This window comes from Treponema denticola ATCC 35405 (assembly GCF_000008185.1).
Lineage (GTDB): Bacteria > Spirochaetota > Spirochaetia > Treponematales > Treponemataceae > Treponema_B > Treponema_B denticola.
This window is the reverse complement of the sequence record NC_002967.9, coordinates 295,294-320,136: the sequence shown is the minus strand read 5'-3', so window position 1 is coordinate 320,136 and position 24,843 is coordinate 295,294. Positions and strand designations below refer to the sequence as shown.

General features: G+C 35.3%; 27 protein-coding genes. 25 read left to right on the top strand and 2 right to left on the bottom strand.

Features of this window, described 5'->3' with window-relative positions:
* Positions 1-2: 2 nt before the first annotated feature.
* The 3 genes from TDE_RS01415 (at position 3) to TDE_RS01405 (ending at position 4,279) form a co-directional block, all read left to right on the top strand.
* Positions 3-923, top strand: a complete 921-nt coding sequence (locus TDE_RS01415; protein ID WP_002681229.1) for a DUF4299 domain-containing protein — start codon at positions 3-5, stop codon at positions 921-923.
* 63 nt (positions 924-986) lie between these two features.
* On the top strand, positions 987-2,672 hold the full coding sequence (locus TDE_RS01410; RefSeq protein ID WP_002681228.1) for an ATP-binding cassette domain-containing protein: 1,686 nt from the start codon (positions 987-989) through the stop codon (positions 2,670-2,672).
* The gene (locus tag TDE_RS01405) at positions 2,669-4,279 is read left to right on the top strand and encodes an ATP-binding cassette domain-containing protein (RefSeq protein ID WP_002681225.1); all 1,611 of its coding nucleotides are present in this window, start codon (positions 2,669-2,671) and stop codon (positions 4,277-4,279) included. The genes TDE_RS01410 and TDE_RS01405 overlap by 4 nt, the downstream gene beginning before the upstream one ends.
* Before the next feature lie 44 nt (positions 4,280-4,323).
* Here TDE_RS01405 and fusA read toward each other — a convergent pair whose 3' ends face one another.
* The gene (gene fusA / locus TDE_RS01400; RefSeq protein WP_002681223.1) at positions 4,324-6,375 is read right to left on the bottom strand and encodes an elongation factor G; all 2,052 of its coding nucleotides are present in this window, start codon (positions 6,373-6,375) and stop codon (positions 4,324-4,326) included.
* A gap of 243 nt (positions 6,376-6,618) precedes the next feature.
* Between fusA and TDE_RS01395 the strand changes: the two genes are divergently transcribed.
* The 9 genes from TDE_RS01395 to TDE_RS01355 all read left to right on the top strand — a co-directional run bounded on the left by TDE_RS01395 (position 6,619) and on the right by TDE_RS01355 (position 12,644).
* Positions 6,619-7,221, top strand: a complete 603-nt coding sequence (locus tag TDE_RS01395) for an MptD family putative ECF transporter S component (RefSeq protein ID WP_002666370.1) — start codon at positions 6,619-6,621, stop codon at positions 7,219-7,221.
* Positions 7,222-7,926 carry an energy-coupling factor transporter transmembrane component T family protein gene (locus TDE_RS01390; protein WP_002681221.1) on the top strand — a complete coding sequence of 235 codons (705 nt, stop codon included), beginning with the start codon at positions 7,222-7,224 and terminating at the stop codon, positions 7,924-7,926. It abuts the gene before it with no gap.
* Positions 7,923-9,392 (top strand): ABC transporter ATP-binding protein, encoded by a 1,470-nt coding sequence (locus tag TDE_RS01385; RefSeq protein ID WP_002681219.1) that lies wholly within the window; start codon positions 7,923-7,925, stop codon positions 9,390-9,392. The genes TDE_RS01390 and TDE_RS01385 overlap by 4 nt, the downstream gene beginning before the upstream one ends.
* A gap of 164 nt (positions 9,393-9,556) precedes the next feature.
* A complete protein-coding gene (locus TDE_RS01380; protein WP_002676626.1) occupies positions 9,557-9,754 on the top strand; it encodes a hypothetical protein in 198 nt (65 codons plus the stop codon).
* Complete coding sequence (vapC, locus tag TDE_RS01375; protein WP_002681217.1) at positions 9,751-10,152, top strand: type II toxin-antitoxin system VapC family toxin; 402 nt, start codon at positions 9,751-9,753, stop codon at positions 10,150-10,152. Before TDE_RS01380 ends, vapC begins: the two co-directional genes overlap by 4 nt.
* A gap of 112 nt (positions 10,153-10,264) precedes the next feature.
* A complete protein-coding gene (locus tag TDE_RS01370; RefSeq protein ID WP_002676624.1) occupies positions 10,265-11,239 on the top strand; it encodes an alpha/beta fold hydrolase in 975 nt (324 codons plus the stop codon).
* Between the two features lie 67 nt (positions 11,240-11,306).
* The gene (locus TDE_RS01365; RefSeq protein ID WP_038125541.1) at positions 11,307-11,546 is read left to right on the top strand and encodes a type II toxin-antitoxin system Phd/YefM family antitoxin; all 240 of its coding nucleotides are present in this window, start codon (positions 11,307-11,309) and stop codon (positions 11,544-11,546) included.
* A complete protein-coding gene (locus tag TDE_RS01360) occupies positions 11,543-11,938 on the top strand; it encodes a type II toxin-antitoxin system VapC family toxin (protein ID WP_002672691.1) in 396 nt (131 codons plus the stop codon). The genes TDE_RS01365 and TDE_RS01360 overlap by 4 nt, the downstream gene beginning before the upstream one ends.
* 79 nt (positions 11,939-12,017) lie before the next feature.
* Entirely contained in the window at positions 12,018-12,644 is a 627-nt protein-coding gene (locus tag TDE_RS01355) for an HD domain-containing protein (RefSeq protein WP_002681215.1), read from the top strand.
* A 54-nt stretch (positions 12,645-12,698) separates the two neighbouring features.
* Here TDE_RS01355 and TDE_RS01350 read toward each other — a convergent pair whose 3' ends face one another.
* On the bottom strand, positions 12,699-13,364 hold the full coding sequence (locus TDE_RS01350) for a CPBP family intramembrane glutamic endopeptidase (protein ID WP_002666383.1): 666 nt from the start codon (positions 13,362-13,364) through the stop codon (positions 12,699-12,701).
* 259 nt (positions 13,365-13,623) lie between these two features.
* On the opposite strand from TDE_RS01350, the gene TDE_RS01345 reads away from it, so the two are divergent.
* The 13 genes from TDE_RS01345 to TDE_RS01290 all read left to right on the top strand — a co-directional run bounded on the left by TDE_RS01345 (position 13,624) and on the right by TDE_RS01290 (position 24,820).
* A complete protein-coding gene (locus TDE_RS01345; protein ID WP_002681211.1) occupies positions 13,624-15,417 on the top strand; it encodes an ABC transporter ATP-binding protein in 1,794 nt (597 codons plus the stop codon).
* Complete coding sequence (locus TDE_RS01340; RefSeq protein ID WP_002681209.1) at positions 15,414-17,180, top strand: ABC transporter ATP-binding protein; 1,767 nt, start codon at positions 15,414-15,416, stop codon at positions 17,178-17,180. The genes TDE_RS01345 and TDE_RS01340 overlap by 4 nt, the downstream gene beginning before the upstream one ends.
* Positions 17,177-17,791, top strand: coding sequence for an L-2-amino-thiazoline-4-carboxylic acid hydrolase (locus tag TDE_RS01335; protein ID WP_002681208.1), 615 nt, complete (start codon positions 17,177-17,179; stop codon positions 17,789-17,791). Before TDE_RS01340 ends, TDE_RS01335 begins: the two co-directional genes overlap by 4 nt.
* Before the next feature lie 385 nt (positions 17,792-18,176).
* Complete coding sequence (locus TDE_RS01330) at positions 18,177-19,202, top strand: hypothetical protein (RefSeq protein ID WP_010956708.1); 1,026 nt, start codon at positions 18,177-18,179, stop codon at positions 19,200-19,202.
* Between the two features lie 157 nt (positions 19,203-19,359).
* Positions 19,360-19,851, top strand: coding sequence for a hypothetical protein (locus TDE_RS01325; RefSeq protein ID WP_002675099.1), 492 nt, complete (start codon positions 19,360-19,362; stop codon positions 19,849-19,851).
* Positions 19,852-19,997: 146 nt separating this feature from the next.
* Positions 19,998-20,828 carry a hypothetical protein gene (locus TDE_RS01320; protein ID WP_002669601.1) on the top strand — a complete coding sequence of 277 codons (831 nt, stop codon included), beginning with the start codon at positions 19,998-20,000 and terminating at the stop codon, positions 20,826-20,828.
* Positions 20,829-20,938: 110 nt separating this feature from the next.
* Positions 20,939-21,484 carry a non-canonical purine NTP pyrophosphatase gene (locus tag TDE_RS01315; protein WP_002690264.1) on the top strand — a complete coding sequence of 182 codons (546 nt, stop codon included), beginning with the start codon at positions 20,939-20,941 and terminating at the stop codon, positions 21,482-21,484.
* A 4-nt stretch (positions 21,485-21,488) separates the two neighbouring features.
* Positions 21,489-22,280, top strand: a complete 792-nt coding sequence (locus tag TDE_RS01310; RefSeq protein WP_002690262.1) for an SIR2 family protein — start codon at positions 21,489-21,491, stop codon at positions 22,278-22,280.
* A 248-nt stretch (positions 22,281-22,528) separates the two neighbouring features.
* Complete coding sequence (locus TDE_RS13445; protein WP_252507636.1) at positions 22,529-22,618, top strand: BrnT family toxin; 90 nt, start codon at positions 22,529-22,531, stop codon at positions 22,616-22,618.
* On the top strand, positions 22,581-22,784 hold the full coding sequence (locus TDE_RS01305) for a BrnT family toxin (RefSeq protein WP_245522432.1): 204 nt from the start codon (positions 22,581-22,583) through the stop codon (positions 22,782-22,784). The genes TDE_RS13445 and TDE_RS01305 overlap by 38 nt, the downstream gene beginning before the upstream one ends.
* Positions 22,760-23,026, top strand: a complete 267-nt coding sequence (locus tag TDE_RS01300) for a BrnA antitoxin family protein (RefSeq protein ID WP_002681198.1) — start codon at positions 22,760-22,762, stop codon at positions 23,024-23,026. Before TDE_RS01305 ends, TDE_RS01300 begins: the two co-directional genes overlap by 25 nt.
* Positions 23,027-23,092: 66 nt before the next feature.
* A complete protein-coding gene (locus TDE_RS01295; RefSeq protein ID WP_002681196.1) occupies positions 23,093-23,647 on the top strand; it encodes a GNAT family N-acetyltransferase in 555 nt (184 codons plus the stop codon).
* A gap of 99 nt (positions 23,648-23,746) precedes the next feature.
* Positions 23,747-24,820 carry an NADase-type glycan-binding domain-containing protein gene (locus tag TDE_RS01290; protein WP_002681194.1) on the top strand — a complete coding sequence of 358 codons (1,074 nt, stop codon included), beginning with the start codon at positions 23,747-23,749 and terminating at the stop codon, positions 24,818-24,820.
* Positions 24,821-24,843: the final 23 nt, after the last annotated feature.

Genomic DNA, 24,843 nt, shown 5'->3' with positions numbered 1-24,843 from the left:
TTATGAGCGTATCATTTTATATTAACAACAAAAAAACTTTTTTTAAAAGTAAAACACCCATGACCGTAAAAGAATGTTTAGGGTTTTCTTCACAAAAGATAGAGCAATTTGCTTTTGATGAAACACAAAATAATTTCGATTTAGAAAAATTCTATAACTCGTCTGTTGCCGATTATGAATGTTTGCTATGCGGAGTATATGGGGAAAGCTCTCGCGGGTTTGAGCTCTCTTTTGCAAAGGAGTTTAATCAGTATGTTGTGAGAGTTTTCACGCCAAGCACAAATGAAGATTGGCAAATTGCTCTCACCTATATTAAAGATTTAGCCCGGAAGTTAGGGAGTGATATTGTCAGTGAAAGAGGGGAACATTTTACAGTCGAGGATATTGATCAATTTAATTATACCGAGGATATCTTATTCGGAATAAAATCTTATTTTGAAAATAAAGATACGGATGAATACATCAGTTTTGGAATTTTCCGCGAAGTAGCTATTAACCATACGATTGTCGAAGGATTTTTAAATTCTGAAAATCCAATAGAAGCATTTAGTAAATTCTTTAAAGATATTCAGTATTTAGATGCTTTTTCAGCAAATCAGATGTTTTTTGAGGATAATGCTACAAAAAAAATTATTGGGCTTTATACTTTAACCCAAGAAGTAGAAACCATTTTGCCCTATAAGCCGAGTGTAGAATACAGGAATATAAACATAGTAAAAGATGAAGATATAAGTTCTTGGAAATTATCCCTAGTTATTATTAACGGCGATCCAGATGATGAAGAATCTTATCAAGGCGCAGGAGATATTGAATATCAGGATTTTATAGCACGCCTGTCAAAAGACAAATATCGATTTATAGATGCTAAGTATATTTTAGTTGATGCTTTAACACAAGAAGAAATTTTGAGTATACTAAAATAAATATAACTTGACAATATATATATAATAGAATAATAAGTGTAGTAATTATATAAGGAGGTTTTAATGTCAAATAAACCAAAGTTAAAAGTTTTCTCTTTTTATATGAGTTTTATTTTTTTGTTTTTACTCGGGGCTCAATATATTCTTTTAGATTTATATTCTTCCCGCTTATTTGCATTTCAAGAAAATTTATTAAGCCTTAAAACTATTCAAGCAAGACCTCTTGTAGAAACTCTTGTTTTAATTGCAGGTCTTTTATTTATCAATATACTTGCGCGTTTTGCAATCATCCGTTTTGGGCGTAGAAAATTGCAGATAAAAAAAGATATGGTAGAAAAATATTTAAGACTTCCCTTTACTTATTATTATGATGTAAACTATGCTCAAGTTTTAGATTCATTGCAAAGTTATCCCGAGTTTTTTATAAATGATGTTTTAAAAATATACAGGCTTTTTTTTAATGCTGTAATTTGTGTTTTGATTTTTATAAAACTTTTTTATGTAAGTGCGATGTTGACTGTCTTGTCACTGGGATTATTATTTATATTTTTTTTAATAGATAGGTTCTTTTTACGCCTTATTCGGAACATAGATAAGCTGAGAATAAAAACCGCTCCCTCCTTGTACAAGGAACTCGGAGATTCCGTTTCCGGACGCTTGGATATCCGCTCGGTAAGCTCGCATAAATATTTTGAACAAGGTATTTTTTTTAAAATGGATAAACTTTGTAACGGGTGTTTTAAAAAGAAGGAAGGTATAGCGATAAGCCGAAATAATTTGGAGCGCATTATTCAAAAAGTTTTACCTCTTCTTTCACTTCTGGTTGCCTTATTTCTTTTTAAAGATAAGAGCGCAGGGAACACGATAATGCCTTTCTATATGCTTTTTATTTTATTGCCGAATCCTTTGAGTACGATTTCTATATTTGAACATATTAAAAATCTAAAAACAATGATTGAACCCATTGAAGAGATTTTACAAAAAGAAGAAGCCAAAAGAGGAAGCGCTTTATTTAATTATGATGATATCAATGTTAATTCATTAACCGTGAACTTACGAAACCAATACCTTCTTAATAATGTCAATCTAAATATTAAACAATGTGAAAAAGTTTTAATCATAGGAGACTCCGGCTCGGGAAAATCCGTATTTTTAAATTGTCTTATGGGTGCAGACTATAATCAAAAAGGGCAAGTAAACTACGGCAGTACGGAAGTAAAAGAATTCTCTTCTGAAAGTTTTTTGCAAAACACTTCATTCCTTGATCTAAAAGGATTGGTCTTGCCCGGTACGTTAAGATATAACCTGCTTTTAAATAGTCTTGAAAAAATTAGCGACGATGTCTTAAAGTCTCTTATTCGTTCTGTGGGTATTGCGGAATTTATTCCGTTTTTACATGACCTTGATACGGTTCTTGATCCCGATACTTTATCTGACGGGGAAAGAATTACGGTTTCACTTTTAAGAGAGCTTATTAAAAAGCCTCAAATATTTTTTCTTGATGAAACTTTCAGCTCTCTGGATGTTGCGGTTGAAGACAGCTTTTTAAAATACCTAATGTCAACCGATAGTACGGTAATTATGATTTCTCATAAAAACGAACATGTTCAATACTTTGAACGGGTGCTTTATTTTCAAGCCGGAAATATCCGCGTCGATATAAAAGCAAAATATGCTTTAACGAATCCGCCGATAAAAGACTTTTACAATTCGGTATATCAGAATATGCAAAAAGGAGAGAACTTATGAAAACCGTTTATACTTTATACAAAAAATTTTATAAGAGTTTAACATTTCTTCTTATTTTTTTACTTGCTCTAAATGTGTGTAATTCCATATTTCTTGTTTTAGGAAGGATGAGCCTTAATAAAATATTGGACGGGTTTCCTTTTGCTTCTCTTTTAGCTATGTCGATATCCGTTGTAGTGTATGCTATAGTCCAAAGTATTTATGAGCTCATTTTAAATAATTCCATTACTTATCGTGCATTACCGCCTATGATGAAAACGGCCTTTCACCATAGTTTGGTAAACAGCAACCGTAAGGCAGAGGAAGAGGGCTTTTATATAATGTCCTATACTCAAGACATAAATGTTCTTATTCCTTTTTGTTTTCAATTTACGGCTGCTTGTTTTAATATTATTATTCTTAATGCTTTTTTATTGTCCATATCAGTATTTCTTCCTGCTATTTTATTGGTAATAATTATATCAGCTAATATTTTTATTACCTATTTGGATAAGCAAATAAACGGAGCTTACGACTTACTTGATGATGAGAGCATAAGTTACGGCGGTATTGTTAAAACTACATTTCAATCGATTTTTTTAACATTAAATAATTCGATTAAATCTGAATGCGAAAAATCTATTTTACAAAAAGACGAAGAGCTTTTAAAAATCAGAAATAGGATTCAAAAACTGGAAGCCGTAAAAAATATTTTTTTTGAAGGCCAAAATTATTTTATTCCTATTGTCATAAGTGTTTTCTGTCTTTTTACATTGCCCAGCGTTAATTTGGCAAATCTTTTATACATAATCTTTATTATTTCGTTGGCTAATCAAAACATGTCAACTATTTTTTTAGCGGCAAGGCAAATAAAAAGATCGGTTCCTATAGCAAAAAAATATTTTAATTATATTGAAGAATGTGAAAACAATCACAAGAAAAACATTCATGGCGATGGAGCTCTGATTAACGCAAAGAATGTTTCGCTTGCTAAAAACGATAAACTTATATTTAATAATATCGATTTTAAACTAAATGAAGGCGATAGAATTGCCGTTGTAGGACAAAACGGTTCGGGAAAGACAAGCTTATTACGAATCCTTACTATGAATGAAGCGGAGTTTCCAGGCTCGCTTACATATAATTTAAAAGCCTTAGGCGCAAATACAATTCCTTGTCTTTGGAGTCATCCACATATTTTTAATATTTCATTGCGGGACAATCTTGTATTCGGCAAAGCTATTCCCGATTCCGATATAATGGAAATATTAAATGCACTTAAATTATCGCATTTTGTAAACTCCTTACCGGAGGGCTTGGATACTGTTATGGATATGAATAACTTAACCGTATCGGATGGAGAGCGCAGTAGAATTGCATTAGCTAGAATTTTGCTTTTGACTTCCGATTGTCCCGTCCTTCTTTTGGATGAGTTTTCCCGTAATGTGAATACGGAAATAGAAGACTTGATGTTTAATTTAATTTTTACTAAAAAGTCTGCAATCGCTGCCGTTACAAATAATATTTCAACTGCAAAACGCTTTCAAAAAATTTTATTTGTTTCAAAACAGGACGGCAGTATCAGTGAAATCGATAAAGACGAAATAGAGGAAAGAATAAAGAATTAGCTGATATTAGTGAAATATTTAAACCCTAAGACTTTTTTTTATTTCTACCGTTTAATTTCAAAATGGCTGAAGCTCATGGTAAAGGATGCTCTTCCCTGAGTGGCTGAACGGAGGTCGGTGGAAAAGCCGAACATCTTTGCCATGGGGGCTTGAGCGTGTACAATGTCGGTACTTGCCTTTGAATCCATGCTTGAGATTAAGCCTCCCCTCTGAGTGATTTGGCTCATGGCATCTCCGACGAATTCTTTGGGACTCATAATGTCCACAGCCATTACCGGCTCCAAGAGCACGGGGGCTGCTGCACTGCAAGCATCATCAAAACATTTTGCGGCGGCAGCTTCGTAGGCGAAGGGGGTTGCCGTAAGTTCATTGTATTTTACCGAAACAAGTTCTACCTCGATGTCGGTGCAAGGATAACCGACCTTGATGCCAGAACTAAAGCAGCCTTCAATAGAACGCTTAACGGCTTCTAAAAGATCTTCGGGGAGAGCATTGGTGCCGCCCGAACCGGACTTTTGGAAGGTCTTAACTTTTGAAACAAAGCGGTTTCCGCTTCCTCTTTCAAGGGGGCGGACAGTAAGGGTAAGTTCAGCTTCATTGTCTTTCCCGCCCAGCTGCTTGCTGTATTTTTCGGTTTGAGTTTTTTCGGTAGTGATGGATTCCCTGTAAGTAACCTGCGGGTTTCCGACTCTGGCTTCTACCTTAAAATCATCCAACATTCGGCGGGTTAAAACATCTATATGAAGTTCTCCCATGCCGGAAATTATAAGCTGCCCCGTTTCACTGTCTTCGCGGCTTGTAAAGGTCGGATCCTCCTTTGAAAGAATTTCCAAGACCTCTTTTAAGCGGTCGCTTTCCGATAAGCTTTTAGGTTCTACCGAAACGGAAATAACAGGTTCGGGGAATTGCATGGATTCAAGCAAGAGAGGCTGTCCCTCGGAGCCCAGAGTATCTCCTGTCTGAGAGATTTTTAAACCGATAAAAACGGCAATATCTCCGGCTTGAACGGAATCCATTTGTTCCGACTTATTTGAATGCATACGCAAGATTCTGTTTACGCGTTCTCTTTTCTTTTTTCCCGTATTAAAAACTTGATCGCCCGATTTGATTTTACCCGAGTACATTCGGACATAGCAAAGGCTTCCTGCATCCTTATCGTATTGAATTTTAAATACAAGGCCTAAGGGTGCTCCTTCTGCCTTGCAGGGGACAGAAAGCTTTTCTTCCTTTTTGGGATTAAAGGCCTCTGCCGGAAGAACCTCATTGGGGGCGGGCAAAAAGTCGACGACTGCATCGATTAAGGGTTGAACTCCGATATTCTTTCGTGCAGACCCGCATAAAAACGGAATATAGCTTTGATTTAAAACCGCCTTTCTTATTTCTTTTTTGATAAGCTCTTCGGGGACATCTTTTCCTTCAAGGATGAGCTCGGTGATTTCGTCCGAAGCTGAAGAAATAGTATCGAGCATTTTTTCGCGCCATTCTTCCGCCAAGGCGAGGCGCTCTTGGGCTATTGCGGTATATTCGTATTTTTCGCCTTCGGTTGCAGCATCCCAGTGAATTTCTTTCATTGCAATAAGATCGATAACTCCTTCAAAGCTGTCGCTTGCTCCAATAGGAATTTGAACGGGCATGACTTCAACGCCGAATTTTTCGTGCACATCTTTTAAAACTGCAAAAAAGTCGGCTCCGATTCTGTCCATCTTGTTTACAAAGCAAATGCGGGGAACCTTGTACCGGTCTGCCTGATGCCAAACAGTTTCGGTCTGGGGCTGAACTCCTCCGACTGCACAGAGGACTGCAACGGCTCCGTCCAAGACACGCAAGGAACGTTCTACCTCGGCCGTAAAGTCTACGTGCCCGGGAGTGTCGATTATATTTATCTGAAAGTTTTTCCAATAAGTGGTAGTGGCTGCACTTTGGATAGTGATTCCCCTGTCCTGTTCTTGTGCCATCCAGTCCATGGTTGCTTGACCGTCATCTATTTCGCCTATCTTATGAATTTTTCCCGTATAAAACAAAATACGCTCGGTTGTGGTGGTTTTTCCAGCGTCTATGTGAGCCATTATTCCTATGTTACGCATCTTATCAAGCATTTTCACATTCTCCAAAATCTTATTTAAGCAAAAATAATAGCAAAAAATTCAAAAAAAAACAATCGGGGAACTGTTGGAAATTCAGCGGTATTAAATTTGCAAATATTTATTTCTCAAAAAGATTAATATGCGCCCCAACAGTTTTTTATTACCTTGACAATCAAAAAGAAATTGTATATACTAAATAAAATAGCATTGCTATTTTTTAATGGGAGGGGCTTTTAAAGCTGATATAAGGAGAATATGAAAAACAAAAAAACTAACACATTACAGACCAAGGATTTTATTTCTATCGGCGTTTTCTCGCTTGTTTATTTTGCGGCTGCTTTTATCATCGGCGGTGTTGCGCAGATGACGCCGGTTACGTTTCCGTTTATGCCGATGATTGTCGCATTGTTTGCGGGCAGTATTTTTATGCTATATACCGCAAAAATTCCAAAACGGGGTGCAATTTCGATTTTGGGGATTTTAGCAGGATTGTTGCTCTTTATTACCGGAATGTTTTGGATGATGTCGGTCTTTTTTATCATCTTCGGTTTTATTGCAGACGGTATTGCATCTTTCGGCGAGTTTAAATCTTTTAAGAAAAACCTTACGGCGTATTGTATTTTTGCGCTTGCACCGATGGGGGCGTATATACCGATGGCTGTGATGCCCGCTCAATTTGATGCGTTTATGCGCAAAAAAGGAGACTTTTCATCTTTTGCCGAAGTCATTAACGCAATCGGTGCTAACCGATGGGTGGTTCCGGCAATGATAGCGGGAACGGTTGTGTGTGCGATAATAGGCGGAATGATCGGAAAAAAATTGCTGAAAAAACATTTTGAAAAGGCGGGAATTGTGTAAATGTTTTTGGATCCCCGCACCAAATTACTCATTCTTGCAATTACGAGTGTATCGGTTTTTTTGAATGAGAGTACGCTGATAGAAGGCGCTTTTACATTTATCCCCTTTTTGCTGCTCTTACAAGCAAAACATATTCGGCTTGCATTTAAGAGCGGTGCGGCCTTTATCATTTTGCTGGCACTGCCGATGCTGCTAGTGCCGCACCTCCCGGTAACGGCAGGCGGCATTCTCTATATGTTTGCCGTATACATACGCAAACTCATTCCGTGTTTTATGCTCGGCAGTCTTCTCATCCGGACAACCAAGGTAAGTACCTTCTTGGCGGCAATCAGCCGCTTACACCTGCCGAAAGGTTTTACCATTGCATTATCGATTACGCTGCGCTATTTTCCGACAATGACGGAAGAATGGGGTTTTATCAAGGATGCGATGTCCTTGCGGGGCATATCGGTTTCTCCTGCAGGATTGCTTTTTCATCCGGTACGGACAATGGAATATGTGTATGTACCGATGCTTGTGTCAGCGTCAAAAATATCCGACGAGATAACACAGGCTGCTATTACACGGGGAATAGATCATCTTGAACGGAGGAGCTGTCTTGAAAACATACGGTTCCGGATGATGGATGCACTGCTCCTCCTTCTTTACTTGAGTCTTGTTGTACTTATCATTTTCAATTCTGTAAAAGGAGCGGTTCTTCCTTGATTACTTTACGGAATATTTCTTTTTCTTATAATGGAACAAAAGAAAATAATTTGTGTGATATATCTCTTCATATTCCGAAAGGACAATGCGTTCTGCTATGCGGCGCATCAGGCTGCGGTAAAACAACATTGACTCGGTTAATCAACGGTTTAATTCCCCATTTTTTTGAAGGAGAATTTTCCGGAGAAGCAATTATAAATGGAATGAACAGTGAGGAAGCGGATATTGCGCAGCTTTCCGATAGCGTCGGGACGGTCTTTCAAAATCCAAGAACACAGTTTTTTAATACCGATACTGATAGTGAAATCGTATTCGGTTTGGAAAACCGAGGACTTCCTCCGGAGCAATTACTGAGCCGCCTTGAAAAAGTTACCGAGGATTTACAGATACAAAATTTGCGCGAACGCAGCATTTTTGAACTTTCCGGAGGAGAAAAACAAAAGATCGCATTTGCTTCAGTGTATGCTGCAGCACCTGACATATTTGTGTTGGATGAACCTTCGTCTAATATGGATTATCATTCTATCAAAGAACTGAGCGAACTGATTAAAAAAATCAAATTACAGGGAAAGACTATTATCATTGCCGAACATCGTATATGGTATTTGATGGATATAGCTGATAGGGTAATTTTTATGGAAAATGGAAAGATTGCTCATGATATGGATATTAAAACATTTGTTGATCTTCCTGAAGCACAGATAAAAAGTATGAAATTGCGCTGTAGAAATCTTGCTGATGTTAAAGCTGAGACTGTAAATGTATCTCCCGATGTAAGCGTATCTTTCGGCGGGCATACCTTTGCAGTAAAAGATATTACCGTCAAATTAGGGCATACATCCGTTCTGCAAGATATTTCGTTTTCTACAACAGGAGGAGAAATTATTGCAATAACGGGAGAAAATGGAGCGGGGAAAACGACATTGGCGCGTACGTTATGCGGTCTTACACAAGAAGCAGCGGGAAGCATATCTTTTGACGGCAACCCCCTATCGAGAAAAATGCGGAGAGAGCGTTCATATATGGTGATGCAGGATGTCGGTCATCAGCTTTTTACGGACAGCGTATATGCTGAATGCCGATTAGGTATCAAAGATTTGCCGGATCCCGCTATCGATGAAGTGTTAACGGAACTCTCGCTTAACCGGCTAAAAGAGAGGCATCCGCTTTCCCTTTCCGGCGGGCAAAAGCAGCGGCTTGCAGTAGCGGTCAGTGTACTGTGCGGAAAGGACATCCTTATCTTTGATGAACCCACCAGCGGGCTTGATCTTAAAAGCATGCAAGAGGCAGGTCGCATAATCAAGCGGCTTGCTGACGATAAAAAGACTGTTATCGTTATCACCCATGATATTGAGTTTATCAAAACAATCTGTTCGCGTGTACTGATTTTATCCGGCGGAAAGATTGTCAAAGAACTGTGCGGTGAAAAAAAGAATGAACTTGAAATGCAGCTGGAGACATTTTAACAACACGGAAATGATGGATTGAAATACGGTATATGCATTCGTAAGGGCGAGATAAAATGTTTTTTATTGCTTGAAAAACTTGATATCTTGGTATATCATATTAGTAGGTCTAATATGCGTTATGCTCACACGCTATTGGCGTGTTTTTTATAAGGAGGTTTTTGATGGTAGAAACGGCTCTTAAAAAAAAAGCGATGGATTATTTTGCAATGCTTGATAATGAACAGGCACGAATGGTTATTTCATACATGGAAACAATTGAATTTCCCGCTGAAAAAAGACAGCATAGTATTGCCGATCTAAAAGGTAAAATTCAGTTTGCCGATGGATATGATTATAAAGCAATGCGGAGTTCTCAATGATTTTAGTAGATACTTCTGTGTTGATCAATTTTTTTCGCGGCAGGAAAACTGTCGGTACCACATATTTTGAAAAATTGATTGAGGAAGAAAAACATTTTTGTATCAATGAATTTATTTATCAAGAAATTCTGCAAGGTGCAAAGGACGAAAAAGAATTTGCTATTTTGAAATCTTATTTAATTGATGTACCATTGTATTCGTTAAGATTAGGTATTCAATCATTTGAAAATGCAGCTTTGTTGAATTTCCGTTGCCGTAGAAAAGGTTTTACAATTCGTAGTACGGTAGATTTGCTGATTGCAGAAACAGCGATTGAAAATAATATTCCGCTTCTACACGATGATGATGATTTTGTAAAAATAGCTAAAATTATTACGGAGTTAAAGCTGGCCGTGTAGATAAATCCGCCTAACATCCGCTTCAACGCCGACAAACAGGACAAGCCGCAAATGCAGGTTAAGCGGATGTTAGAGCGACAACCCAGAGGCTTGATAAATAAAGATAAAACAAATGAATAAAACCAGAAAAACAGTCATAAAAAATAATAAAATTTCACATATTTCAGAATTTAATCTAGGCGGATTCTCGCAAAAGGTTTTAGTTGAAGGCAAACGTGATGATTTGCCGATATTAATAACGTTGCATGGAGGCCCGGGAACGCCGATTCCGCTTTGTGTGGGTTGTAGAGGAATGTTTCCTGAATTTACCGATAATTTTATTACGGTTTGTTGGGATCAGCTCGGTTGCGGAATCAATAACTATAAAATTGACGATAATTTCACAATAAACCGGTTTGTTCAGATGACCTGCGATTTAATTGATTCTATAAAAAAAGAATTTCCGAACAATAAATTATTTATTTTCAGTGCATCATGGGGAAGCATATTAAGTTTATCGGTCACTGAAAAAAAAGCAAAAGTGATTGATGGAGTTTTGGCGATAGGACAAATTGTAAAAAATATTTTCTACAACGAAGAAGTGTATAATGCATTAAAAGAAAGCGGCGTTTCGGAACGGATAATAAATAGGATAAAAAATACGGATATCGATAATATAAAAAGTAAAGATTTGCAATTAGTATCCTGTTTGCTGAGAAAAAAGACAAATGCGTACAATAATAAAAAATCAAAGCCCCTTGAAATCGGAAAAATTATTTTAGGTTTATTTCAATCGCCTGATTACACATTTAAAGATTTCAAAGCTATGTTTATAAACGGCTATAAAGATAATATTTCTTTGTGGAACGAAATTCTTCGTATTGATTTATCTGAGAAATTAAAGAATGTAAGCGTTCCGTATTATATTTTACAGGGAGAAACCGATATAGTTTCCCCTACAAAAATTATAAAGGAACTTTGTGAAAGTTCTGGTAATAAAAATTTACACTATAGAGTAGTAGGAAATTCAGGCCATTTGCCGAACAAAGAAATGATGGAAGAACTTTTTAAAGTTTTATTAAGTATAAAAAGGATATTCTCATTATAAAATTTTCTTAATACTGACTTAACAAATGCAACTTGACTATGTTGTACATATATGTTATTATATTTATATGAAAACATTACCGGTAGCTAAAGTAAGAATGAATTTTTCTGCACTTTTGAAAGAAGTAGAATTAGGTAACGAAATTGGTATTGCCTTTGGTCGAAAACAAGAAACGATAGCCGTGATTGTTCCAATTGAAGAGTATAAAAGAATCAAAGCGAGAAAGCTTGGCACATTAGAAGGAAAAGTAAAAGTTGAATTCAGTGAGGATTGGACAATAACAGATGAAGAGTTTATTAATGTATGAAAATCCTATTAGATACGCACTATTTATTATGGGCATTTATTGATACAAGCAAAATATCTAAATCAGTTTATAATAAATTATTAGCAGACGAAAATGAAATTTTTTATAGTCAAGCTAGTTTATGGGAAATATCAATAAAATATAATATGGGAAAATTATCCCTAAAAGGAATGAGTCCGGAAGAATTCTACAAAGAAGTAGAAAATAGTTTTCTTAAGTGCAGACCTTTTAAAAATGATGAATTAATTAGTTTTTATAACTTACCTATAGAGCACAAAGACCCATTTGATAGAATTATGATTTGGCAATCAATAAAGTCTGATTATTATTTTTTATCTGTTGATACACAGGTTATAAAGTATAAAAAATATGGCTTAAAAATACTATCCTAACACCCGCTTCAACGCCGACAAACAGGACAAGCCTTGTTACAGGTCAAGCGGAAGTTACAAAAACGAAAGGAGAAAAAAAATGGAGTCGAAAAGAATAGGAACATTTTTAATTGATTTTAATCAAAATGATAAACTAGTTAATCAACTCAATTTTATTATAGAAATAGATAAAGTTAAACATATTTTCCGGCAATCAAAATTATTTAATTCCGAAAGATTGGAAAATGATGCCGAACACTCTTGGACAATTTCAATCATGTGTATTTTGTTAAAAGAATATGCCGATTTTGAAGTTAATATTGAAAAAGTTATTTCAATGCTATTAATCCATGATATCGTTGAAATAGATGCAGGAGATACCTTTTTATATTCTTCACAAAGAGATGAATCTTATAATAATGAAAAAAAAGCGGCAGATAGAATCTTCGGTTTATTGGAACCGGATCAAAAAAAATATTTTTTAAGCTTATGGGAAGAATTTGAAGAAAGAAAAACGAATGAAGCAAAATTTGCTTCCGTATTTGATAGATTGGAACCTATAATTCAAAATTATATGTCTGAAGGTTATTCTTGGAAGAAAAATAACATAACATATGATATGGTAATAAATAAGAATATGCATATTAAAGACGGCTCGGAAAAAATATGGAATTTTGTCCTGCAATTATTGGAAAAAGCCGTTGAAAAAGGATATTTAATTAAATAACAGAAAATGTATAATTACAGTTTTAGCGGTAGTCTGTACTTTTCAGTTCTTCCATTATTTGTTATATATGGGTAAAACTATCACACTGTACGCAATTAAATTGTATCCCATATGAGCAAGTATACAAGAAAATATTGAGCCTGTATGAAAATAAAGTAAGCCTAAAATCACACCACAAATAAATGAAGGAACTATTTGGGCTATATTGAAATGGAGCATAGCAAAGAGTGCTGCAGATATAAGTAAGGCAACAATTTTTCCATAATTTATTGATAGACCCTCAAGCAGAAATCCTCTCATTAAGATTTCTTCAAGAATAGGTGCAAGTATGCAAAAATCAAGTAAACCGATAATTGGTGCAGCTCTTATTGATTGAATTGTTTGTTGATAATTTTCTCTGCTTGATGGAAAAAAACTTTCAAATATAGGATCTAATCCTTTATCTAAAAGGAAATAGAACAATATGGAACAGCCTACAGCTAATATTAATCCTTGAAAAGAAATATTCGTAAATAAATTAGGTCTGAAATTTGTTTTTCTCATTAGTAAAGCAAGGAATATAGTCATACACAAAATAACAGTAATTATGTTCAAAACTCTGCTATGTTCAGGGGCTATCTTTCTCCATATTGAAACATCAAGAATAGTATACAAGATCATAAAGCCAAACCAAACAAGTACCCACAAAATGCCTTTTCCTATAGATATCCCATTGTGCATAAAATATGTTCCCTCCATATAACTTACCCTAAATATTCTTTTCTTTTTATACCATAAATTCTCAATAATATCCACAGGAATACTCTATTTTTCACTATTTGCCGGCAGTATATCATTCTAAATTCATTTTTTTCTACCATATGATAATAATACTCGGTAAATTATTTAAAAAAAAATAGCATTGCTATCTTGACAGTCAAAAAAGAATTATGTATACTAAATAAAATAACACTGCTATTTTATTTAGTAGGAGACAATAATGAAAAACTCTGAACATACAAATCAAAAAAATGCTTTGCAGTATTTATTGGAGCTTGCAAAACCGTGCAAGGGTCTTCTAATAAGTTCCGTGATTTTTTCGGTTTTGGGCGCAGCGGCTGGAATTGTTCCATACCTTGCCGTGTCTCGCCTTATCATTCGGATATGTGCACACAATTATACTCTACAGGCAATTTTTGTAACGGCTCTTATCGCTCTTGGCGGGTATCTTGGACAGCTCTGTCTGTCTACACTTTCTACGATACGTTCTCACCGTGCGGCCTTTACCGTGCTGAAAAATATCCGTATGCAGCTGACAGCAAAGCTCTCCCGCGTTCCGATGGGCTTTATACTGGATACCCCATCCGGTAAATTCAAAACAATGCTGGTCGATACGGTCGAAAAGCTGGAATTACCACTTGCTCATATCATACCGGAACTGACGGCAAACCTGTTGATTCCTTTTTTAATGTTAGTCTATTTCTTTTATCTTGATTGGCGCTTAGCACTTACCGCTTTTGCAACCTTTCCGCTCGGTCTTATTTGTTATATGGGGATGATGAAGGACTACAAAAAACGGTATGCAAAAGTTCTTACAGCAAGTAAAAATACGGATGCCGCAACGGTTGAATACATCGGCGGCATTGAAGTGATAAAAGCCTTTAATCAAAGCACCGTATCATATCGGAAATATACTGAGGCGATAGCGGAAAGTGAGAATGCGAATGCGGAATGGTTTAAAAAGACCAACCCCTACTACGCTGCGGGAATTGCAATTGCTCCTTCCAGTTTATTAGGCGTGCTGCCGCTCGGCTGTTGGTTTTTTATACACGGGAGCATATCCGCCGGAAGTTTTATATCGTGCATTATCTTGTCGCTCGGTCTTATTGCACCGCTCATCCAGGCGCTGCGTTACACGGACAGCCTTGCAATGGTAGACTCCACAGTAAAAGAAATTGCGAAATTGTTGGAAGCGGAAGAAATGAACCGGCCGAAAGAAGTTGTACCGCTTAAAGAAAATACTATTGCCTTTTCTCATGTATCGTTTGCATATAGCGATACGGAAGTTCTGCACGACATTTCATTTCAAGCGGTTCCGAATGGAATGACTGCATTTGTCGGTCCGTCCGGTTCGGGAAAATCTACCGTTGCCCGTTTAATCGCCTCGTTTTGGGAAGCAAGCAATGGTTCGGTTATGATAGGCGGCTGCGATGTACGAAACATTCCGCTTTCGCAAGTAATGGAGCGGGTTGGCTATGTTTCACAGGATAATTATTTATTCCATTTGTCCATTCGGGAAAATATACGGATTGGGAAGCCGGACGCGACGGATGCCGAGATAGAACAGGCTGCAAAGAAAGCAAGCTGCCACGATTTTATCAGCGCACTTCCTCAAGGTTATGATACGGTCGCAGGAGACGGAGGGAATAATCTTTCCGGCGGAGAGAAGCAGCGCATTGCAATCGCACGCGCAATACTAAAAGACAGTCCCATCATTGTGCTGGATGAAGCGACCGCTTTTACCGACCCCGAAAACGAAGCAGTCATTCAGCGTTCCATCGGAGAACTGGTCGCAGGAAAAACATTGATCGTCATTGCGCATCGGCTTTCAACCATCACGATGGCGGATAAAATTATCGTTATGAATCACGGACGCATTGAAGCGGAGGGGTCTCATCAATCGCTTTTGGAATCGTGCGAATTGTATCGCACGCTTTGGAATGCTCACATCAGCGTAAGCGACAAAAAGGAGAACAGTTTAACTTCAACCGCTGCTTTAGGAGAAATTGTATGATTAATATGTTTAAACGATTGTTGCATTTTTCAGGTGCGGAAAAAAGAAGATTGATACTCTCTTTTATTTTTCATATCGGTAATTCGTTTTTTGAGATGCTTCCCATTATGGCAATCTTGACTGTTCTCTCCGGAATCCTTTCCGCCATTTCAGGAAATGGAATGCCGTACAAAACGATTTGGGTATCTCTCGGGATTATGCTGCTCAGTGTTGTAGGGAAAATTGTTTTTATCAATATCGCTTCCATAAATAGAACATTGGGAAGTTTTGCCATGTGCAGCGAGTGGCGGATGAACCTCGGTGAAAAATTAAAGCGTGCACCGATGGGATATTTTAGTGAGCATCGATTAGGAGACATTACCGCTGCGGTTACCACCACACTCGGCGATCTTGAAACAAGTGCGGTAACGGTGCTGGAGGCGGTTGCAGGCGGATTTATTCATGCCTTTGTTATCAATGTATGGTTGTTGGTTTATGAATGGAGAATCGGATTGCTGATGCTCGCAGGTCTTTTAATCTCGTTCTTTATTTATGCAAAAACACAAGTCGCGGGAAAAAAATATTCGCCGCGCAGGCAGGCAGCGCAGGCACAACTGGTAACCGGTATTTTGGAATACATTCAAGGGATGACAGTGGTAAAAGCATTCGGACTCGGCGAGCAATCCGGTAAAACGGTTGATGCAGCAATCAGTGAAAGCGCAGCGGCAAATATCATTTTGGAAAAAATTTTCTCCGAACTCGCAGCTGCTTTTCAAACAGTATTCAAAGTAGTTAGAGCTACGATGTTGATTACGGTTCCATATCTTTTAATGCATGGAAACATAACACCGGAAAAGTGTTTGTTGCTGACTGTCGCAAGTTTTATGATTTATGCAACCGTGGAACTTGCCGGAAGTACGGCAGCTGTTGCACGGGTAGTTGATGCCTCTCTTGACCGGCTGGAAGAAATATCGGATATGCCGTTATTGGATGAAAACGGTACGGAGCATATTCCGAATAATTATGACATTACAGTTCGGAATATTTCTTTTTCTTACGATAGAAATGATACAAAAGAAGTGATACGGAATGTCGATTTTACGGTGCCGCAAAAAACAAGCTGTGCGATTGTCGGTCCGTCCGGTTCGGGAAAAACAACACTGTGTAATTTAATTGCGCGCTTTTGGGATGTCAGTCAGGGTGAAATTTTACTCGGCGGTATCAACGTTAAAGACTACACATGCGACAGTCTTTTAAAAAATTTTTCTATTGTATTTCAGCACGTATACCTGTTTGAAGATACGATAGAAAACAATATCCGTTTCGGTAAGCCGGATGCAACGATGGACGAAGTGATTGCCGCAGCAAAAAAAGCCTGCTGCCATGATTTTATCACTGCAATGCCGGACGGCTATCAAACTAAAATCGGCGAAAACGGAGCAACACTGTCGGGGGGAGAAAAGCAGCGTATCTCCATCGCGCGGGCAATTCTCAAGGACGCGCCCGTTGTTATTTTAGACGAAGCGACTGCCAGTGTCGATCCTGAAAATGAACATGAGCTACAAAAAGCCATAGAGGAGCTGACAAAAAATAAAACACTCTTGATGATTGCGCACCGACTAAATACGGTACGCAAAGCCGATCAAATTATTGTGCTTGATGAGGGGCGTATTGTGCAGCAGGGTACTCATACCGAACTTATGCAGCAGGACGGACTATACCGGAGATTTGTCGGCATCCGCGAAGAAGCAATCGGCTGGAAGATTGATCGGAGAGAAGCATGAAATATAAAAGATTTTATTCGCGCAGTGGCTTTGTTGATTCAGGGAAATTAACGCCGCACATATTAGAGCATATAGATGCGGCGCATAAAGAGAAAATGAAACTTCTTATTCAAGAACTCGATCGCGGAGCATGGACAAAAAAACAAAAGAAGCGGCAAAATAGCAGTATCATATCAAACATAGCTCTCTATAAAACTTTTATCGACAATGGAATTCCTGCGCAAGAAGCAAAGGAATTGGTAAAAGAATATTCTTTTTATATTGCAGGAAAAGCTCACCGTATTTTGAATACATTGTTTCATATTCCCGGTTTTTTTAAACTGTTCCGGTTTTTTATGAGACAGGGAATGAGCGGTGAAGAAATTTGGATAAGTAAAACTTTAGTCGACGATGCGAATGAGTATTCTACGGATGTTTTAAAATGTCTTTGGTTTGATACCTGCACCCATTTTGACTGCCCGGAAATCTGTGAGATATTTTGTTTATGTGATCATATCGTCTTCGGAAATATAAAAAAATTGCAATTTGATAGAAGCGAAACCTTAGGAATGGGCGGCAATAAATGCGACTTTTGTTTTCATTCTAAGACAAATACCGTGAAGAGGTTTTAAACCCATGTCCTAAACCGCGGCGATCTAGACATTTAATGCTATATAGACAGGATGTGATTTTTTTATCTCATTTAATAAAGATAGACCTAATCTGCCAGCTGTTTATTTATCCGATTTGTATTATAGTAGAAAGATGTGTTTTTTTTGCTTTTCAGTAGTTTAGGTTGAAAATTGTTGGTTTTTATGATATAGTGAGGAAGGGTCGAAAGGGTGTTATACGCACAAGCCAATGGCTTGGATATTTTTTGTTTATTAGGGCAAATTAGGAAGCGGTTGTATTAAAGCTCGCACGGAAGAAAAAAAATCAAGTAAAACAAAGAGGCGATTGAAAAATGGTTTCAAAAATATAATATAAACTATAAAAATTTTATAAAAAGGAAGATTAATGAAAAAAATATTTTTTCTAACAGTAGTATATTGCTCACTACTAATTTCTTGTAAAAATAATTCCGACGGTAAAAAACTCAGTTATGATGGAAAAATATTGACCGAACAGTTAACACAAAGAGAATTTGATTACTCTAAAGCTAAAGAAGAATTAAATCGTGAGCGAACAGATTCACGAATTCCTTTTACAATGAATTTTTATGGTTGTTTGGGAAAACCTGTTTTAAAAGCGGAAGGGAATAATGACGTATATGTAATGTTAGATTCAGGTTCTACACGGAACTGGTTTTATTATTCTTTATTAGAAAAGATTAATGTGACTGAAGATGATTTCATACAAAAAGTAGTTGAATATATCAAGCAGAATGAACTAGAGCTGATAAAGAATCATTCTTCAGAAAAAGAAGTTGCTCAATACTTAAAAAACGAATGGTCTAATTATAATCTTAATTATCTAGCTTCCGTGTCTTTTGGAGATATTTCTCTGCGATATGATCCTAATGTTAATGAAACTTTTGATGGAGTTCTCGGAGCTGAATTTCTATTGAATTATGACAGAGTTACAATAGACTTTATCAATCAATATATTATTTTAAATGACGAAAAACTTGATGGTGCTGCTTTAAAAATGTATCAAAGTCCTAATGATGAATTTGATATTTATTTTGAATATAGAGGACAACCTGAATTCGGAATGATTGATACAGGTAATTATGGGTTTACTCCAAGACATAATTTTGGAGATAGAAATCAACAATATGATATAAATGATTATTCAAATTATGGATATGGCTATAAAGATAAAGTTCCTATTACACCAAGAGTAATGTATTCTTATAATGATATAAAAATAGGTGAGGTTATTTACAACAATATGAATGGTGCTTATTCAACAATAAAAGGCTCTGGTTTTAATAAAGGAGCACAATCTCATATGATGAAACTAAATGGGCTTGGTAATGTTTTTTTCTATAACCATATAATTCAATTTGATTTTGTAGATATGCAGTTTATTATTAAATAACAATACAAACAGGAATGTATTTGAATATAAAAAAAGGGATTTGTATTCGTGAAGCAGAAAATTCATCTGTTTAAGAAAGAATATTAGTTGGACGCTCTCATAGATCCGCTAGTTTTTTAATTTAAAATATAATACAAATAAATAAGGTGTATAACAAATGGCAATAACAATGATAACAACTCTTATGCTGATGGTGTTTTATTTTCTTTTGTTGTATGGAGGTGTGGCTTTTGTTCAAAACAAGAAGTTTTTTTCTTCAGCCCCCAAAGAGGTTTATGATGCTGTTCCTGACCGAAAAGAAAGATTTCACGGTGCACATATAATCGGTTGGATTATAATTGCAATTGCTTTTCTTATCCTTTTTGGTGCATTTATACTTGGAGCATGGGACGGAATTCATAATAATTTTAATTTTATTGAATTTTTCATAAGATTTTTAATTATGCTTTACGGAATGGAAACTTTCGATATTGTGTTTTTCGATTGGGTTCTTCTCTGTCATTCAAATTTCTTTCCTCATTTTTATCCGGAAGTTAAGGATATGGTAGGTTCGCATTTATTTGGATATAATTGGAAAACACATGTCATTCATTACATTATATATATTCCGATTTGTGCTGCACTAGCGTGGATATGTACTTTGTTTTAGGATGCCCATTTGTTATGGAAAAAGAATTAAGATTATTAATACAAGATAAATGAAAGACGCCTAACACCCGCTTCAACCTGACATTGCCTTTGCGGCAATGCAGGTTAAGCGGATGTTAGGCTGACGCCTTCGGTACAGGAGAGAAAATGAAAAACAAAGTATGTTTTGTAATTACTTTTGTAACTACTCTAATTTATTCAGCTTATGCTCAGGATAAAATAGATTATCTTGTATTAAACAAAATAAAAATAGCTCAAGAAATAATTGTTGAAAATATTAAAACAAAAGTTACTGTAAAATTAGATGAGAATCAAAAAAAAGAGTTTCTTAATAATTTGAGTGTTGTAAAAAGCAGAGATTGGGGTAAGTGTCTGCTCCCATATAAGGTGTCTATCATATATGATGATAAAAATATTTCTTTTCGTACAAATGGAAAGACCCTAGGACAATTTGGAACTATGGCGATATATGATTTTGAATCTGATTTGAAGCTTTTGATAAATTCTTTTTTTATTATGGAAAATGAATTTCCGCTTTACTTAGAAAAAATGGTAAAAGTAAAGAATCAGGATATTCGCTTATATCAGGTAAATTATTCAAGGAAAAACTTAAAATTTATTCAGGGGTTTTCTTCAAGTAAAACATTGGATGAAACGCATTGCATATGGAAAATTGGACAAGAGCTTATTGATATACAAAGCAGCTTTACTGAAAAAGAATTAAAAAAACATATTAAAAAAGAAAACTTAAAAGAAGTTGCTGATTATTATATAAAAGAATTATGTAAACGGGACTTGTTTTTTTCCACATATGAATTACATCCTATTGATGAGGCAAATGAAAAATGGATTATTTATTTTGTATATGTTGAAAAAGAACATAAAGATAAAAAAGAATATTGGGATGAAGTTGTGTTTATGTTACCAGATGGTACAATTGTAATCAGCGAAAATAATTTCGAAGAAATAACATTTTAGATAAAACTGCCTAACACCCGCTTCAACCTGACATTGCGGACGAGCCGCAAATGCAGGTTAAGCGAATGTTAGGCAGACGGTTTGCGTGAAAATAGTATATAGAGGTATATATGGATTTACGATTTGTTACTAAAAATAAGTTTAAAGTGGATGAAGTTCAAAAACTGTTAACATCAATTAATGTAATTCATTGTCCTATTGAAATTAAAGAAATTCAAACGGAAAGTATTGATGAAATTGTTAATGATAAAGTCCTTAAAGCATTTAATAAAATAGGTCGGCCTTTATTTATTGAACACACTAGCTTATATCTAGGAGGAATGAATGGTTTTCCTGGTGGTCTAACTCAAATCTTTTGGGATAAATTGCAAGCAGATAAATTTTCTGAAATAGTTTCGAAAATGAGCGATCAAACGGTTGAAGCAAAAACTGTTATTGGATATTGTACAGGTAAAAAGATTTATAAATTTGAAGGAGTCATTAAAGGGAAAATATCTGATTTACCAAAAGGATCGAAAGATTTTCAATGGGATTGTGTTTTCATACCTGATGGCCATTCACAAACATTTGCTGAAATGGGAGAGCAAAAAAATATTATTTCTATGAGAAAAATTGCATTTGATAAATTCTATGATTTTTTAAAAGATAAAAGGTAAAAATATGCGGGATCTAATTAGTCAGTATAATGAAAAAAAAGTTATTCTTTTCGTAGGTGCTGGGGTGTCTAAAAATCTTAAATTGCCTACTTGGAGTGAATTAATAGATCAAATCGCTAAAGACTTAGATTATGATCCAGATGTGTTCAAAACATATGGAGAAAATTTAGCACTTGCAGAATATTATCGAATTATTAAAGGAAATATTGGGCCATTACGTAGTTGGATGGATACAAATTGGCATGCAAATGGAATAAATATATCAGACTCAAAAATACATGAATTAATAGCAAAAGCAAAGTTTCCAATAATTTATACAACAAACTATGATCGTTGGCTCGAAAAAGCTTTTGATGCATACTCAATTGCTTATACAAAAATTGCAACTGTATCTGATATCTCAAAAATTACAGATGGTGTTCCACAAATTGTGAAGTTTCATGGTGATTTTGATTATGATGCGACTTTGGTGCTGGATGAATCGAGCTATTATGAAAGATTAGAATTTGAAACTCCTCTTGATATTAAATTTCGTTCAGATGTTTTAGGTAAATCAGTACTATTTATTGGATATAGTTTGTCAGATGTAAATGTTAGGTATTTATATCACAAATTAAAAAAACTATGGAAAGCGAATGTTTATGGAGGAGTTCAACCAAAATCATTCTTTTTCACAAATCGTTCAAATCCTATACAAGCGGCAATTTTAGAACAATGGGGGATTAAAATGATTGTTTCTGAAGAAGATAATCCGCAAAAAGCTTTGGAGGTATTCTTAGCAAAATTAACAACTTAGAAGACGCCTAACACCGTTTTCAAAGCCGGCAAGTTGCTGCTGCAACTTTCGGTTTAAAACAATGTTAGCTTGACAAGCTAATCGCTTGCGGAAAAGTATACGGAAGCGACCTATGATGTTTGCTTCTATTGAAAAATATTGTTAGGAAGCCAAGTATTATAAAGCAGCAGAATAACTATATAAAATATTATTTTCTAAAATAGAAATATATGTATTGAAAATATTGCAAAAAGTATGTATAATATACTATGACATTTGAATGGGATAAGAATAAAAATGAAATAAATATAAGAAAACATAATGTTTCATTTGAAGAAGCTCAGGAAGCTTTTTTTTGATAAAAATAGAGTTATATTATATGATGAAAGACATTCGGATAAAGAGAAAAGATATTTTTGTCTTGGTAAAGTTGAAGATAAAATATTGACGGTACGTTTTACCTTGCGTAATGAGAATATTAGGATAATAGGTGCCGGATATTGGAGAGAAGGAAGAAGAAAATAGAATATAGTGATGCTCCTAAACGAGTAGCTGAGTCAATATCATTATCGGAAAGGATAGATGATTTTTTACCGCCTCCTGACAGATTAATAAGAAAATCTGAAAAAGTAAAAATTACGATAACGCTTGACTGTGAAAGTGTTGCATTTTTTAAAGCTTCAGCAAAGAAAAATAATGTAAAGTATCAAACGATGATAAATGAAATATTAAGCAAGTACGCAGAAAGATATAAGTACACAATTTGATAATTATAAAATCTAACACCGCTTCAACGCTGAAAATATTTATTCAAAATGTATGAGAGGAATGATATGAGTTATTTTATGGAGAGTGAGAGAATAAAACTTCGTCCGGTCCAAAAAGATGATCTTAAAAAATTGGCTGAGTTAATGTCCGATAGAGAAATAGGAGTATTAAGCGGAGAAGTATATCCAATAACTGAAAAAGAAATGGATAACTTTTATGATCGATGTCAAAAAATAGATGACAGGATCTGGTTTGTAATTATTGATAAGGAAACAAATTCAATAATTGGAGAAACCGGTTTTCTAAGAATTTTTATGCCATGGAGAACGGCAGATTATTCGCTAATGATTTGGAATAGAAATTATTGGGCTAAAGGTTATGGAAAAGAAACTGCGAACTTAATGCTTGAATATGGTTTTAATAGCTTAAATTTCCACAGAATAGCAATTGGAGTTGTGGGAAGTAACGAAAGAGGATTAAGGTTCTGGAAAAGTATAGGATTCAAAGAAGAAGGTAAACAAAAGGATGGATTCTTCAATAATGGCAAATATTCGGATTTTATAATGATGTATTTGCTAGATGAAGAGTACAGAGTTACTCGAAATAATAATAAAACCTAACACCCGCTTCAACGCTGACAACAAGGACAAGCCGCAAATGCAGGTTAAGCGCATGTTATACGGATACGTCGCCGGCATACTAATTTTTAGGAGGAAAAAATGAAAAAAATAATCTTATTTTCATTGTTAATATTTACTTCAATTCCAGGCTTTACTTATGACTATAGAGAAATTCTTTTTGGAAATAATTATGAAAATATTACAGAATGTACGGATGACGAAATATTAAAATATTTTAAAAATCAAAAAAGCATACGAGATGGGGATTATGGAGATAAATATGTACGTCTTTTTGAAGAAAATTATGAAAATGGAACTGTCTATCGGCTTTTAACAAGTTATGAAACTTTAAACGATGAAAATCTTTCAAAAATATATGAAAATAAAATGAGACTTAGACAATGGGTTTATATAAAAGTTAATGGGGTTTTCCATGAAATATCATATGGATATATTTATATACAGAATTCAGGTGATGGCACGGTAACAAGCTGGAATGAAGATAATTACGGCAATGTATCGGTTATAGAACGAAATAATAACATCATAGGAATTCTGGAGTTCAACAGCGCTAAGCGTGTAATATCCCATTCTGCCGATTCGGATGATGGTGAAAGCTGGGAAACAACAGAACGTTCTACTTCCGCAAATTTTAAATATTGGAAAGATTTACAAAATGAATCTTTTTATAAAAACTGGTTGGGAGATGAATGTTTGCATTTAATAAGGAAGGATGTAGAAATTCCTGTAATTAATATCGATTATTCATATCCTCTTATTGATAAAGTTCGTCCGTTTAAATATACAATTCAAAATGCTTTTGATGGTAATCCATCAACAAGTTATGTAGAAGACACAGAGGATAGCACAATAAAAATTTCATTATATTCAAAAAATCTTAATTCAAACTGCATAAAAATGAAAATCATAAATGGATATGCGCAAAATGAAATGCTTTATAAAAATAATAATCGGATAAAAGTTATTGATTCATTTAATGAAAAATCTACGGCAGTTACCTTAAAAGATAAAAATCTTGAACCGCAGATTATAAATTGGATTGATTATAGTTTTTATGTAAAGGAACTTTATAAAGGGAAAAAATATAATGATACATGTATTGCCGAATTAGATTTTCAATCAGAAAATGGAAATTGGATATTTGAAAAATAATCGTCTAACGCCCTTTTAGAGTG